This window comes from Kineosporia sp. R_H_3 (genome assembly GCF_002198675.1).
GTDB lineage: Bacteria > Actinomycetota > Actinomycetes > Actinomycetales > Kineosporiaceae > R-H-3.
In genome coordinates this window covers 1-13715 of sequence record NZ_MWLL01000122.1, presented here as the reverse complement: position 1 = coordinate 13715, position 13715 = coordinate 1, and the positions used below count along the sequence as shown (strand labels likewise).

At 75.4% G+C, this 13715-nt stretch carries 10 protein-coding genes and 1 pseudogene; 4 read left to right on the top strand and 7 right to left on the bottom strand.

Annotation, left to right across the window (positions count from 1 at the left end; genetic code table 11):
• From ECOMGDLI_RS34600 to ECOMGDLI_RS12200, 4 genes and pseudogenes are all read left to right on the top strand, one after another.
• Positions 1-388 (top strand): annotated as a pseudogene (locus ECOMGDLI_RS34600) (hypothetical protein); the annotation flags it as partial.
• Entirely contained in the window at positions 385-1566 is a 1182-nt protein-coding gene (locus ECOMGDLI_RS12210; RefSeq protein WP_158220986.1) for a glycosyltransferase family 2 protein, read from the top strand. The pseudogene ECOMGDLI_RS34600 and the gene ECOMGDLI_RS12210, both read left to right, overlap by 4 nt.
• Positions 1563-3344 (top strand): O-antigen ligase, encoded by a 1782-nt coding sequence (locus ECOMGDLI_RS12205; RefSeq protein WP_088317109.1) that lies wholly within the window; start codon positions 1563-1565, stop codon positions 3342-3344. The genes ECOMGDLI_RS12210 and ECOMGDLI_RS12205 overlap by 4 nt, the downstream gene beginning before the upstream one ends.
• Positions 3341-4525, top strand: a complete 1185-nt coding sequence (locus tag ECOMGDLI_RS12200) for a phosphotransferase (protein WP_088317108.1) — start codon at positions 3341-3343, stop codon at positions 4523-4525. The genes ECOMGDLI_RS12205 and ECOMGDLI_RS12200 overlap by 4 nt, the downstream gene beginning before the upstream one ends.
• 45 nt (positions 4526-4570) lie before the next feature.
• Here ECOMGDLI_RS12200 and ECOMGDLI_RS12195 read toward each other — a convergent pair whose 3' ends face one another.
• The 7 genes from ECOMGDLI_RS12195 to ECOMGDLI_RS12165 form a co-directional block, all read right to left on the bottom strand.
• Positions 4571-5758: a glycosyltransferase gene (locus tag ECOMGDLI_RS12195; RefSeq protein ID WP_088317107.1), complete on the bottom strand. Its 1188-nt coding sequence runs from the start codon at positions 5756-5758 to the stop codon at positions 4571-4573.
• Positions 5755-6912: a glycosyltransferase family 4 protein gene (locus ECOMGDLI_RS12190; protein WP_088317106.1), complete on the bottom strand. Its 1158-nt coding sequence runs from the start codon at positions 6910-6912 to the stop codon at positions 5755-5757. Before ECOMGDLI_RS12190 ends, ECOMGDLI_RS12195 begins: the two co-directional genes overlap by 4 nt.
• 135 nt (positions 6913-7047) lie before the next feature.
• Entirely contained in the window at positions 7048-8676 is a 1629-nt protein-coding gene (locus ECOMGDLI_RS12185) for a hypothetical protein (RefSeq protein WP_088317105.1), read from the bottom strand.
• A complete protein-coding gene (locus ECOMGDLI_RS12180) occupies positions 8673-10838 on the bottom strand; it encodes a hypothetical protein (protein ID WP_143447674.1) in 2166 nt (721 codons plus the stop codon). The genes ECOMGDLI_RS12185 and ECOMGDLI_RS12180 overlap by 4 nt, the downstream gene beginning before the upstream one ends.
• A 193-nt stretch (positions 10839-11031) precedes the next feature.
• Complete coding sequence (locus tag ECOMGDLI_RS12175; protein WP_088317103.1) at positions 11032-11703, bottom strand: histidine phosphatase family protein; 672 nt, start codon at positions 11701-11703, stop codon at positions 11032-11034.
• Between the two features lie 45 nt (positions 11704-11748).
• The gene (gene rsfS / locus ECOMGDLI_RS12170; RefSeq protein WP_088284816.1) at positions 11749-12138 is read right to left on the bottom strand and encodes a ribosome silencing factor; all 390 of its coding nucleotides are present in this window, start codon (positions 12136-12138) and stop codon (positions 11749-11751) included.
• 114 nt (positions 12139-12252) lie between these two features.
• Positions 12253-13715, bottom strand: a 1463-nt coding sequence (locus ECOMGDLI_RS12165) for an LCP family protein (protein ID WP_143447673.1), incomplete at its 5' end; no start/stop codon positions are given.

Sequence of the window (13715 nt, the reverse complement as noted above, 5' to 3'; positions counted from 1 at the left end):
GCGGCAGCCGTTCGTGCCGATGATGAACGTCATCGACGCACCGCCGCCCGGTGCTCCGCAGGCCGGGCAGCGGCCCGGCGGCGGCTCGCCCGCGTCGACGCCCGCGGCCTCGCCCGCGGCGTCCCCGGCGGCTGGGCCGAGCTGGCTGTCCGTCACGCACCCGCCCACGGCGCCCGCCCGCAACGGCGGCAACGGGGCCGGGCCGCAGCACCCCAACGGTGCGGCGCCGCACGGGCAGCACCCGGACGACGAGGTCGCAGAGGTCGACCTGCGCCCGGACGGCACGCCCTGGTACGGCACCTCGTTCGTCCCGCCGCCCGTCGTCGGCACCGACCGCGGCGGCGCCAACGGCCGCCCGCAGAGCGGGACGCCGGGCCGACAGCGGTGAGCACCGTGCTCCTCGTCGCCTCCGTGGCGGCGGTGGTGTGGACCTACGTGCTCTTCCCCCTCGTCACCGCCCTGCTCGGCGCGGTGCGGCCCCGGCCGGTGCGCGCCGGTGACGTCACCCCGTCGGTGTGCGTCGTCATCGCGGCGTACAACGAGGAGAAGGACATCGGCGCCAAGCTCGCCAACGTCCTCGAGCAGGACTACCCGGCCGACCGGCTCGACGTCGTCGTCGCCGCCGACGGCTGCACCGACGGCACCGAGGACGTCGTCCGCAGCTTCGAGCCCGGCGGCGTCCGGCTCCTCAGCCGCCCCCGGGGCGGCAAGGCCGCGGCGCTCAACGCCGCGATCGACTCGACCGACGCCGAGATCCTCGTGCTCTCCGACGCCAACAGCATGCTGGCGCCGGGTGCGCTGCGCGCCCTCGTGGCGCCGTTCGCTGACGCGGCCGTCGGCGGCGTCGCCGGCGACCAGCGGTACCTGCCCGAGAGCGGCACGGCCGTCGAGTCGACGGGCGAGCGCTCCTACTGGTCGATGGACCGGCTGCTCAAGCAGTCGCAGAGCAGCTACGGCAGCGTGACGAGCGCGACCGGCTCGCTCTACGCGATCCGGCACGACCTCGTGCAGCCGGTCGTCGACGGCGTCACCGACGACTTCTGGACGTCGACGGCCGTCGTCGAGGCGCACCGCCGGCTCGTCTTCGCCCCCGCGGCGATCGCGTACGAGCCGCCCGCGTCGTCCGACCGTGCCGAGTACAACCGCAAGGTGCGGATCATGACGCGCGGCCTGCGCGGGGTCTACCTGCGCCGCGGCCTGCTCAACCCGTTCCGGTACGGCTTCTACGCCGTCCAGCTCTTCTCGCACAAGGTCGCCCGGCGGCTCATGGTGCTCCCGCTGCTCGGCGTCCTCGTGGGCAGCGCGCTGCGGCCCGAGCCGCTGTGGCAGGCCTTCACCGCGCTCCAGGTGCTCGGGTACGCCGCGGGCGGCCTCGGCCTCGCGCTGCGGGCCCGCGGCCTGCGCAGCGGCCCGCTGGCGATCCCCGCGTTCTTCGTCATGGTCAACGTGGCGTCCGCGCGCGCGGTCTGGAACGTGCTGTCCGGCCGCCGGATCGACCGCTGGCAGACCGCCCGGTCCCAGGTCGCGCCGCCCACGCCGGCCGGCGGGATCGGCAGGCCGGCATGAGCGTCGACGCCAGACCCGGCGCCCCCTCGTCGTCGGCGTTCCCGTCCGAGTGGGAGATCGACCGGGCCACGACCTGGCGGGACAAGAGCCGGACGACGGCCCGCCCGCAGATCCCGTTCCTCGCCATCGTGCTGCTCTCCAGCGCGGTCGCGGTGGGTCTCGCCGCGAGCATCGAACCGCTCGTCGGCATGCTCGCCCTCGCGCTCGTCCCGATCGGCGCCGTCGTCTCGTGGCGGCCGGGCGTCGTCACCGTCGGCGTCATCGGGCTGCTCTACATCAACCTGCCCGCCGTGCTCCAGGCTCACGGCGGCGGCCCGGTCGCGGCCGCGCTGGTCCCCATCGCGCTGCTCATCCCGCTCGTGCACCGGCTCGTCGTGCGGCGGGACACGCTGCGCCTCACGTACATCTTCCCGTTCGTCATGCTCTACGGGCTCGCGATGCTCACGAGCGCCCTCGCCGCGGACGACCTCACCGCGGCCCTCGGCGAGGTCTCCGGCTTCGCGTTCGAGGGGCTGGCCCTCTTCGTGCTCGTCACCTCGACCGTGACGACGACGCGGATGCTCCGCCGGGTGCTCTGGGCCATCGTCCTCGCAGGTGCGTTCCTCGGCCTGCTCTCGGGCATCCAGCAGGTCACCGGCACGTTCGACAACGACTACCTGGGCTTCGCGAAGGTCTCCAACTCGGTCATCGAGACCTCGGCCGAGTCCGGCGGCGTCGCCTTCACGAACACCCACGGCAACGTCGGCCTGCCCCGGCTCGCCGGCCCGGTCGGCGAGAAGAACCGCTACGCACAGATCCTCGTCGTCCTCGTGCCGCTCGCGCTCGCCCTCATGAAGGACGCCGGGCGCCGGCAGCGATGGCTGCTCATCGCCTGCATCGGCCTGCACGTCACGGGGATGGCCCTCACGTACTCCCGCGGCGTCGTCGTCGGCATCGTCGCGGCGTTCCTGCTCGCCGTCTTCATGCGGATGATCTCCGTCAAGGCGCTCGGCATCGTCGTGCTCATCGGTGCCGTGGCCCTCTCGGCGTCCCCGACGTACCTCGACCGCGTCGTCTCGCTCGCCAAGGTCGTCACCGGCGGACAGGCCCAGGGCACCGAGTCCGCCGACAACTCGATCCGCGGCCGGGCGACCGAGAACCTCGCGGCCCTGCTCGCGTTCAAGGAGAACTTCGTCACGGGCGTCGGCCCCGGTGCCTTCCCCGCGAAGTACGTCTACTACGCCCAGCGCGTCGGCGGCCGGCCGCGCCTGGAGGACCGCGAGTCGCACAACCTCTACCTCGGCATCGCGTCCGAGCTCGGCTTCCCCGGCATCGCCGCCTTCCTCGCGATCCTCGCGGTGACGCTGGCGGGCCTGCGACGGACGCGCCGGCTCGGGCTCGACGTCCCGGCGGACGCCAACGACCGCGCGTCGAACGAGGCACGCCGCCGTGGCGTCCTCGCGAGCGGCCTCATCATCTCGCTCGCCACGTACATGGTCACCGGGATCTTCCTGCACCTGTCCTACCAGCGGTACTTCTGGCTGCTCGTCGCACTCTGCGCGGTCGCTGCCCTGCCGCCGGACCGCTGGCGGCGGGCGATCGCGGCGTCCGAGCGCAAGCGGCTCGCCGCCGCGCCGAAGGCGACGGTCGTCGAGCTGCCGCAGGACGACGCGACCCCGGCCGGCCTCGGCAGCGGCGGCGCCCCGGCCCGTACGCCACGGGGGTCGCTGGCCCGCCGCAACAAGGCGCTCGAGCCCCGCGAGCAGGCCCCCGGGCTCCGGCCGCGCTCCCCCGCGTGAGCGGCCCGCACGCCGGGGACGCCCACGGCCTGCTGCTGCGCCTCATCGGCGGCGAGGTCGTGTGGGACACCGACATCGCCGCGGGTCGTGGCCCGGCCGCCCTGCTGCGGCACGCCGGGCGCCGTGAGGTCGCCCTGCTCCGCGCCCGCACCACCGGGCTCGGCCGCCGCGTCGCCGTCCGGACCGCTCCCCCGGTGACCCGGGCCGGAGCGTCCGCCCGCGGCCGGCGCTGGCTCGCCGGCGGTGCCGTCGTCGCGACCCGGGACCCGTCGGCCCGGCCGCTCGACGCCGTCCTGGGTGCTGCCGGGTTCGACGTCCCGGCCGGCGGCCCGACGACGCTGCTCTCCCGCGGGCTGCGGGTCGGCTCCGGCGGCACGGTGCTCCTGCTCGGCACGGCCGCCGGCCGGCCCGCGGTGCTCCGGGTGGCCGCGGCGGACTCCGCCGCCGACCCGCGGCCGACCGCCCGCACGCTGCGCGCGCTGGCCGCCGCAGACGTCACCCGCGTGCCCGAGGCCCTCGGCGAGGGCGTCGTCCACGGGCTCGCATGGTCGCTGGAGTCGCGGCTGCCGGGCGCGGCGGCGACCGGGCTCGACGACGCGCTCCTCGACGACGTGGCCGACTTCTGCGCGACGCTGCCGCCCTGGCCGGGCTCGGCGCTCGTCCCCGCGCTCGCCGACACCGCCCGCGGGCTGCTCCCCGCGCTCGCCGACGACTGCCTGGCCGTCGAGGAGGCGATCGGGCGGCACGCCGTCCGGCTCCCCGCCGTCACGACGCACGGCGACCTGTGGACCGGGAACCTGCTCGTGCTCGACGGGCGGCTCTCCGGCGTCGTGGACTGGGACGGCGCCCGGCCGGCGGCCGTGCCCGGTGCGGACGTGCTGCACGCCGTCGCGACCGCGGACCGGATGCGGCACCGGCGCAGCCTCGGCGCGGAGCTGCTGGCACGCCCTTGGGCGCAGGGCCCGACGGCGGACGCCCTCGGGCGGGCCTGGGAACGCTCCGGGCTGCGGCTTTCCGACGCCGACCGGGACGTCGTCGTCCTCGCCTGGTGGGCGCACGTCGTCACGAGCGCCCTCGCCCGGTCGCCCGGCCTCGCCCGGGACCCGCGCTGGGCCGAGGAGAACGTGGCGGCGGTCCTGCGGCACTGGCGGACGACGCTCCCCGGCGCCGCGGCCGGCTGACCCGCGCGCGTCGGTCGGGCTGCGCCCGGTCGGACCGGCGGTCGGTCAGACCAGCGCGGCGAGCAGCGCCGCGGCGGCGTCGTCCCAGGACGGCAGCCGGGCCGCGGACCAGGCACGGGCCCGGGCCCGGAGCTCTTCGCGACGCACCGGGTCGAGCAGCAGCGCGGCCACCTCGTCGGCGACCTCGTCGTCGGAGCCGGCGAGCACGAGCTGGCCCTCGTCGGCGAGCCCGCGGGCCGCGTGCCGGGACGCGACGACGGCGGCCCCGGCGAGCAGCGCCTCGTTGACGGTGTTCTTCGTGCCGGTGCCGAGGTCGCCGGGGAACGCCATGACGTCGACGGCGCTGTAGAAGGCCGCGGGTGCGGCGACCGTGCCGTGCAGCGTGACCGCGCCCCCGGCGAGCGCCGTCACCTCGGCCCCGGCGCGGCGGCCCGCGACGTGCAGGCCGACGTCCGGCACCCGGGACGCGACCCGCGGCAGGACGGTGCCGACGAGCCGCTGGACGGCGTCGACGTTCGGCGGGTAGTCCAGCGACCCGAGGAACCCGACGGTCGGGCCGGGGGCGAGCCGCTCCCCCGCGGCCGCCGCGGACGCCTCGGCCGCCGGGTCACGGTCCCCGACGCCGTTGGGCAGCGCGAGGACGGGCCGCCCGAGCCGGGCGCCGAGCCGCTCCGCGTCCGCCGGGGCGACGACGGCGTAGGCGCGCGCCAGCCGTGACGTGCGCTCCTCGAGGGCCTGCGCGCGGGCGGCCTGGAGCAGGTCGTAGCGGCGGGCGGCGCCCGTGCGGCCGCTCGCCCGCTGCCGCCAGTGGTCGGCCCACGGGTCCACCTCGTGGGCGAGGACGGCGGGCGGCGTCGCGAGCGGCTCGACGGCGGCGCAGGTGGCGGCGAACGCGTGCAGGCCGTGCACCCAGACCGCGTCCGCCTCGGCGGCGAGCCCGGCGACGGCCGCGACGGCCGCACCCGACGCGCGCCGCCAGGTCGCCCGGGGCAGCCGGGTGAACGGGGTCGCGACGAGGGCCTGGCGGGACGGGCGGACCGGCAGGGCGACGACGCGGCGGCAGGCGCCACGGACGTCGTCGGGCACGACCCGGCGCCCGTCGTCGAAGTACGCGAGGTCGACCTCGGCGTCCTTGGCGAGCAGCGGCACGAGGTGCGCCGTGATCATGGTCGAGCCGTTGCCCGTCGTCGCCGACCGGTCAGGCGCGTCCTCGGCGACGACGAGCAGCCTCACCGGCGGGCGGCCTGCTCGTACAGCGCCGCGAGCCGCCCGGCGAGGACGGGCATGTCGTGCGCCTTCTCCGCCCGCTGCCGGGCGCCCTGCCCGAGCCGGACCCGGGTGTCGGCGTCCGCGACGAGGTCGGCGAGCGCGTCGACGAGCGCGGGGACGTCGTGCGGCGGCACGAGGACGCCCTCGTCCGGGCCGACGACGTCGACGTTGGCACCCACGGTCGTCGAGAGGATCGGCAACCCCGCCGACATCGCCTCGAGGATGACCATCGGCTGGCCCTCCCAGTGCGACGGGAGGACGAAGACGCTCGCCCCGGCGAGGGCGTCGACGACGGCCTGACCGGCGAGCGGGCCGACGAGGCAGTCCCCGAGGCCCTTCTCCCGCCACGTCGAGCGGATCGCCTCGGCCTCCTCCTCGCCGACCTCGGCGGCACCGCCGACGACCCGCAGCTCCCACGGCGGCAGGTCGGTGCGCTCCTTGAGGAGCACGGCGGCGTCCGCGAGGTCGTACAGGCCCTTCCGGGCCGAGATCGTGCCGAGGAACATGAGCACGACCGGCTCGCTCTTGGGGTCGGCGAGGGTGAAGCGCGAGACGTCGACCGCGTTGTCGACGGTCTCGACGTGGTGCTTCGGCAGGAGCTTCGACAGCACCCGGGTGCCGGCGTTCGAGACGGTGAGGATGCGCACGGAGCGCGGCAGCCGGCGCAGCACGAACAGGTACGCCCGGGACGGCGCGAACCCGTCGGCGTTGCCGCCGTTGACCCGGCCCGAGTGCACGTGGCACAGCACGCCCGCGCCGCCGAGCCGGCCGGCGACGCAGAGCGCGACCATCCGGGCGAGCGGGAAGAGCCGGCCCGGCGCGGACTGGACGTGGACGACGTCCGCGGACCGCGCGGCGCGGAAGACCCGCCAGGCGTCGGCGACGACGTTGCGCAGGTTGCCGAGGTTCAGCGTGCCCGCGGTCCGGACGGCCTGGCGCGTCGTGTTGAGCATCGTCATCCGGGCGACGCCGTTGAGCGTCGGGTCGGCGACGATGTTCTCGGCGAAGCTCGCGATCCCGCCCTGGGCCGGAGCCGCCTGGGCGACGACGACGACCCGGGGGCCTGCGGCCGGGGTCGAGGGGGCGGGCGCTTGCGTCGACGTGGTCTGCTCGCTCACTGGTCAATCCTTGCCGCGCGGGGCGTGGCCCCGTCGCTGAATCGGGAAGTTCGCACTGTTGTCCTGGGCACTGTCCTGGCCTGCGTCCTGGGCATGCGGGCCACCGTGCGCACCGCTGCTCGACGACGGCTCGGGTCAGCCGCCGTAGCGGCCGTAGGCCTTCGCCTTCGCGGCGTTCGTCCGGAAGTTGCCGCCGGACGCGTTGACGAAGCCGGGGTTCGCCACGACGTTGCCGCCGCCGTCCTTGAGCCCGTCGGTCTTCTGGGCGGCGCCCGCCGACTGGTAGACGAGGTTGTCGTACACGACGTTGCCGCTGCCCTCGAGGTTGAAGCCTGTGACGTTCTCCGTCCCGGAGCTCGGCTTCACCATGATGTTGCGGTAGATCTTCACGTTGCGGGCGTTGTACGACAGCTGGACGTTGCTCGGGCCCAGGTTGTTGTACATCGTGTTGTAGCGGATGGTCAGGTTCCCGGTGACGTCGGAGGAGCCGTCCGGGACGCCGATCTTGATGGCGCGGCCGTTCGGGCTGTCCGCGAGGATGCACCGCTCGATGACCCCGCCGGAGGTGTCGGCGTTGGCGTAGATCAGGTGGTCCTGGTTCGTGCCGTGGGTGTCCGCGGTGTCGTGGACGTAGAGGTTCGCCAGCCGGAACGCGCTCGTGTTGTCGGACAGCAGGATCGCCGCGTACGCCCGCGCACCGGAGATCTCGGCGTCCGTGTAGCTCCAGCCGGTGCCGCCCGCGAACTTCATCATGTGCGGGCCCTTGCCGTCCGAGTCGTCCCACCGGACGTTGAGGCCCGAGACGTGCCAGTAGTCGGCGTCGTGGAACCACAGCAGGCCCTCGACCACGGGGCGGGCGCCGGGGGCGGCCTTCACCGTGATCGGCGCGTTCGCCGTCCCGCGGGCGTTCTTCACGTCGTCGAGCTTCTCGGTGTAGACGCCGTCGCCGATGACGAGGGTGTCGCCGGGGCGCAGGGTCTCGAACGCCTTGCGGATGGTGCCGAACGGTGCGTTCGCCGCACCGGACCCGGAGTCGGACCCGTTGGGCGACACGTAGAACGACGCACCCGGGACGACCGGGACGCTGCCCTTGCCGGGGCCGTCGGGCCCCGCCGCGGGGCCGCCGCGCGGCGGCGCGCTCCGGGTAGTCGTGCGGCCGTCCGGCCCGGTGGTGGCCACGGCCCCGCCGATGACCGGGGCCGGGCCGGTCGCCGACCCGGTGGCCGGGTCGCCGATGACGGACGGGTCGGTCGGGTCCGCGTCGTCGCTCCGGCTGTCGCGCGGCCGGTCGTCGTCGCGCAGGCCGAGGACGACCGAGTCGGTGCCCGTGACCTTGAGGAGCGTCGGCACCGCGACGGCCGCGACGACGACGCCGACGAGCACCGCCTTCAGCGGCAGCCGCCGCCACCGGCCGAACGGGCTCTCGGACGGGCGCTTGCCGCCGCCCGCGGAACCCGCCCCGCCGGCGGTGCCGAGGTCGATCTCCGACGTGCCGGGCGCGGTGGTGCCGCCCTTCTTCGCCGCCTCCTGCTCGGCGCGACGGATGTCCGCGCGCCGCAGGCTCACCGTGTCCGGGCCGTCCGTGGCCCCGCTCCGACCGTCCGTGGTCCGCTGCTGCTCGGCCCGACGGATGTCCGCGCGCCGCAGGCCGACCGTCTCCGGCCCGTCCGCGGGGCGCGCCGGCCCGGGCAGGGGCCCCGTCGAGGCGATCGTCTCGCCGCGACGGGGGCTCCCGCCCGTGCCGTTGTCCGCCGTCTGCGTCATGCCGCTCGCAGGACCAGGGTCTGGCCGATGCTCGCGGCCGAGCCGTTCGCCGAGGTCGTGAGCACCCCGGTCAGACCGGTCACGGTGGCCTTGCGGTCACCCGTGGCCTCGGTGACGAAGCTCGAGCCGGTCGAGTTCACGACCTGGAGCCGCTTGGTGAGACCGGTGTTCGGGGTCACCGTCGAGGACCGGGCCTGGCTGAAGAGGCCGAGGACCTGGTCGCCCGCGGTGGCGCTCACCGACGGTGCGGAGATCGTCGAGGACGAGGCGTTGAGCTGCCCGGCCACCGACCGCACCGGGGTCGTCGTGCTGACGCCGCTGTAGGTGTCGACCTGGACGACGCCGTTCTTCGACTGCGAGAGCGAGAACGTGTAGGTCGCCGGCTCGGAGGCACCTGCCGGCTTGGTGAAGACGGCCTGGCGCATCGTCGTCGAGTTCGTCGTCACGACGGCCTGCGTCCAGCCCGCCGGCGCGGTGATCGTCGGGTTGCCCCGCACGCTCACCGTAGCGACCATGACCTGGCCCTGGACCGTCCCGGCCGGCTTGTTCACGACCAGCGACGTACCCGGGCCGACGGACGCTGTGCTCCCCGACACGAAGGCGATCGTACCCGCCGGCGGCTCCGAGCCGCTGATCGTCACGGCCCCGGCGTTGACGACCGGGCCGACGTTGCCGGCCGCGTCGACGGCGGCGATGCCGTACGTGTACGTGCCGTCGGCGAGCCCGGCGTCGGACGTCGGCGACGAGGGGACCGTCTTGAGCAGGCTGTTGTTCCGGTAGACGTTGAAGTGGTCGATGCCGACGTTGTCGGTCGCGCCGCTCCACGTGAGGTTCACCGTCGTGCCGCTCGGCACCGCGCTGATCGCGGTGACCGCGGTCGGCGGCGAGGTGTCGCCGGCGGCCTGGAGCGAGAGCTCGGCGTGGTAGTACCGGTCGTTCGTGTCGTCGCTCGCGATCGCGACGAGGCCCGTCGTCGGGCTCACCATGTCGCGCATGAGGCTCACGTTGTTGAGGACGGCGCCCGCGGACTCCATGAAGACGCTGCCCTTGCCCGCCGGGAACGAGATCGCGTCGAGCGGCGAGGACTTGTAGTAGATCGTGCCGCCCGCCTCGGGACCGGTGTAGAGGGCGTAGAGCCTGCCGCCCTGCTGGTCGATGGCGATCTGCGGCCGGGTCACGCCGTCCGAGACGCTGGCGAGCGTCGCGATCGACCACACGCCGGTGTTGCTGCGGGAGAGCACGCGGAGCATGTCGGCGGTCGGCCCGCCGCCGGTGACGTTGAACGACGTCTTGACGACGGCGAAGACCCGGCCCTGGGCGTCGTTGGCGATCGTCTTCAGGTTGACGTGGTTGTCCGCCACGCCGGTGCCCTGGTAGACGGTCTCGACGGTCCACGCGGTGTCAGGGTCGCCGTCCACGTGGTACGCGAAGCGCATCGCGGGCTGCTGGGCCGCCGTCTCCTGGTCGGACCAGAGGACGCCGACCTTGTTGGCGCCGAAGGCGATGATGCCCGACAGGTCGCCCGAGGTGACCGTCGAGTCCGGGACGGGGAGCGCGACCGGCGCGGTGAACGCGGTGGCCGCTGCCGTCGTGGAGTGCGAGACGTAGATGACCGTCGTCTTCGCGAACGTCGTCCAGACGATGCCGTTGCTGTCGATGGCGATCGTCGCGGTGCGGGCACCGGTCGTGGAGATGCTCGCCGGGAAGCCCGCGTCGAGGCTCCACGTGCGCGTCCCGGCCGCGTAGGAGTAGCGGTAGTACCGCACCGTGCCGCTCGAGGTCCGGCTGACGATCGAGAGCTTGCCGTTCTGCCAGAGCGCGTCCGCGGTGCTCGTGACCCGGCTGTCGACGAGGACGCCGGTGTCGGCCCAGGTGTGGTTCGTCTGGAGCTCACGGATGACGACGCCCGTGGTGGTCGTGAACAGGCCCCACCACGTGTTGTCGACGAACCAGAGCTTGCTCTGCGGCTTGTCGGCGGACGGCGAGGTCGCGGTCGCCGGGAAGGCGGCGCCCGCGTAGGTGGTCGGCGTCGTCGACATCGTCGGGACGGCCGCTCCGGCCGGGTCGGCGAGGACCGAGACTGCGGTGACGGACAGTGCTGCGGCCGCGGCGGCCACCAGCATCCCGAGGGAGCGCCGGTGGCGGTACGGAGCGGAGGTCATCTGCGTGTACTCCCGTGGCGGGCGTGCAGAGTCCCCCCCAGCACGCCCTTGATTGAGGGCCCGGACACGGAGGGCAACAGCGCCGTCCACCCGTCCGGCTCGACTACGGGGGAGGTTACCCAGTGGTGAACGGCGGGCGTGGGAGAAACGGCCGATCTCCGACGTTAGGTGGATGCGGTGGTAGTTCTAACGTCTAGTAATCAGTTGATGACACGTTGTAGCGGATCAGGCGCCAGCTCCCGTCGACCGGGGCACCGCCGGCCGCCGCGTCGACATGCACGGACAGCTCGGCCCAGGCGCAGTTGCCGAGGCCCCCGAGGACGTGCCACGCGGCCGGGTCCAGCCCGAGCAGGGTGAGCACGGCGCCGCGCAGGAGACCGCCGTGGGCGGCGACGACGAGCGTGCCGCCCTCGGGCACGGCCCGGACGTGCTCCGCGACGGCCTGCGCCCCACGCAGGCCGACCTCGCTGCGCCGCTCGCCGGTGCGCCCGATCCGGACGTCCTCGCCCCGGGCCCATGCGTCGAGCTCGTCGCCCATCCCGGCCGCGACGATCTCCGCGCGGGTGAGGCCCTCCCACGCACCGGCGTCGATCTCGCGCAGCCGCCGGTCGAGGACCGGCTCCACGCCGACGAGCGCGGCGAGAGCCGCCGCAGTGTCGGCGGCCCGCCGCAGGTCGGAAGCCACGAGGTGGACCGGGACCCCGGCGACCTGCTTGGCGAGCACCTCCGCGGCCCGGGCCGCCTGCTCCCGGCCGACCTCGTCGAGGTCGGCGTCGAGCTGGCCCTGCCAGCGGTTCGTGTGGTTGTACGCCGTCCGGCCGTGCCGCCACAGCAGCACACGGACGACGCGCGACGGCGCGGTCATGCGGCGGCGGTCATGCGGCGGCGGCCATTCGGCGGTCGTCGCCGGTCACTCGGCGGCGGAGGACGCCCGGCCGCGCGCCTCGGGCGGCAGCTCGATGACCGGGCAGTCGCGCCAGAGCCGCTCGAGCGAGTAGTACTCGCGCTCGTCGGCGTGCTGGACGTGGACGACGAGGTCGCCGAAGTCGAGGAGCACCCAGCGGCCCTCGCTCGCGCCCTCGCGCCGGATCGGCTTGGCCTTGTGGGCCAGCAGCGCCTCCTCGATCGCGTCGACGATCGAGCGCACCTGCCGGTCGTTGGGCGCCGAGGCGAGGAGGAACACGTCGGTGATGACGAGCTGGTCGCTGACGTCGAGCGCGATGACGTCCGTCGCGAGCTTGTCTGCGGCAGCGATCGCCGCGGCCTGCGCCAGCAGGGTCGCCCGGTCGGTGGCGGTCACACGTACTCCCAGTCGTCGTCGTTCGTCGTCGTTCGTCGTCGGTGCGCCGTCGGTGCGTGGCGTTCCCGGGCCTCAAGCCTCTCACGCCCGCGCCGCGCCGGGTTCCGCGGACGGTCACACCCCGTGCTGGGCGACGTCCTGCGCGAAGTCGGGGCCGAGGACGACGAGCACGTCGGCGCCGGCGGTCGGCTCGCCGAGGAGGACGGCGTCCGCGGGCAGGTGCAGCGCGGCCGCGACCCGGGCCCCGAGCAGCCGGGCGGCGTCGTCCGAGCCGGCGACGGTCACCGTCGACCGGGTCACCGGGTCGTCCGGGGCCGCGCCCGGGCCGGGCGACGCGGACGGCGCCGTGGTCGCCTGCGCCGTCGTCACGTCGGCGCCGAGGCTCGCGGCCCGCAGCCGGCTCACGGCCGCGGAGGTGAGCCCGTCCCGGCCGACGCCGTCGACGACCCGGACCGCGACGTCCTCCGCCGCCTCCGACACCGCGCCGGGCAGCAGCCGGGCGACGAGCCCCTGCGTCGCCGGGCCGTCGAGCGCGCGGCCGAGGGAGTCGCCGTCCGGGCTCGTGACGATCCGCAGCGGGACGATCGTGCCCGCGAGCGGGACGCCGGCCGCGGCGTCCCGGACCGAGAGCAGCAGGTCCGCGACCGTGGTCGCGGGGACGGTCCCGGCCGACTCCGCGGCGAGGCCGGTGACGACGGCGGCGAGCCGGTCCTCGGCTGCGGGCAGGGCGAGGACGACGCCTGCGAGCACCTGCTGGAACCGGGAGAGCCGGGCCTCGGCCTGCTCGTTCGCGGCGAGCGTCGTCGCGTAGGCGACGGCCTGCGCCCCGTTGAGCCGCGCCGGGCCCGGCGGCAGCCCGGCACCGGCCGCGCCCGCGGAGTCGTCGACGTCCACCTGGACGCCGCCTGCGGCGTCGACGAGCCCGGCGAGGCCGACCGGGCTCAGCACCCAGGCCCCGTCGAGGCGTACGCCGAGGGCGTCCCCGACGCGGGCCGCGGTGTCGGCGACCGTCGCCGCCGACGGGGGCGACGCCGCCCCCGGGACGGGGGTCGCAGGGGCGGTGGGCCGGGCGGCCCCCGAGGCGGTGCGCGACGCGGTCGCGGTGGTCGGTGCCGTCGTCGCTCCCGAGGTCGCGGTGGAGGTCGAGACGGGTGCCGGTCGCGAGATCGGACCCAGGCCGGAGCCGTCGTCGACGAGCGCGTTCCCGGGCAGCAGCAGGCTCACGGCGGTCGCACCGTCACGGCCGAGGACGGCACCGACGACGAGACCGTCCGGGGAGCCGACCCCGACGAGCAGGCTCGCGGACGCAGTGGCCCCGGTGCTCGCCGACGGCAGCGGCGGCGGGGTGTCCCCGGACAGGGCGCGGACCGTGCCGATCGACAGCACGAGGCCGCCGACGACGACCACGACGACGAGCAGCGCGGCGAGCGGGTCCACACGGCGCAGCAGCCGGGCGACCGGCCCCGGCGCGACCGGGCCGGGGACCTGTCCGGCGTCGTCCCCGGAGGCCGGGTCCGGCAGCACGACCGGCGGCGTCAGGCGCGGGTACCCCGCCGCCCGGGGCCGGACCGGGCCGG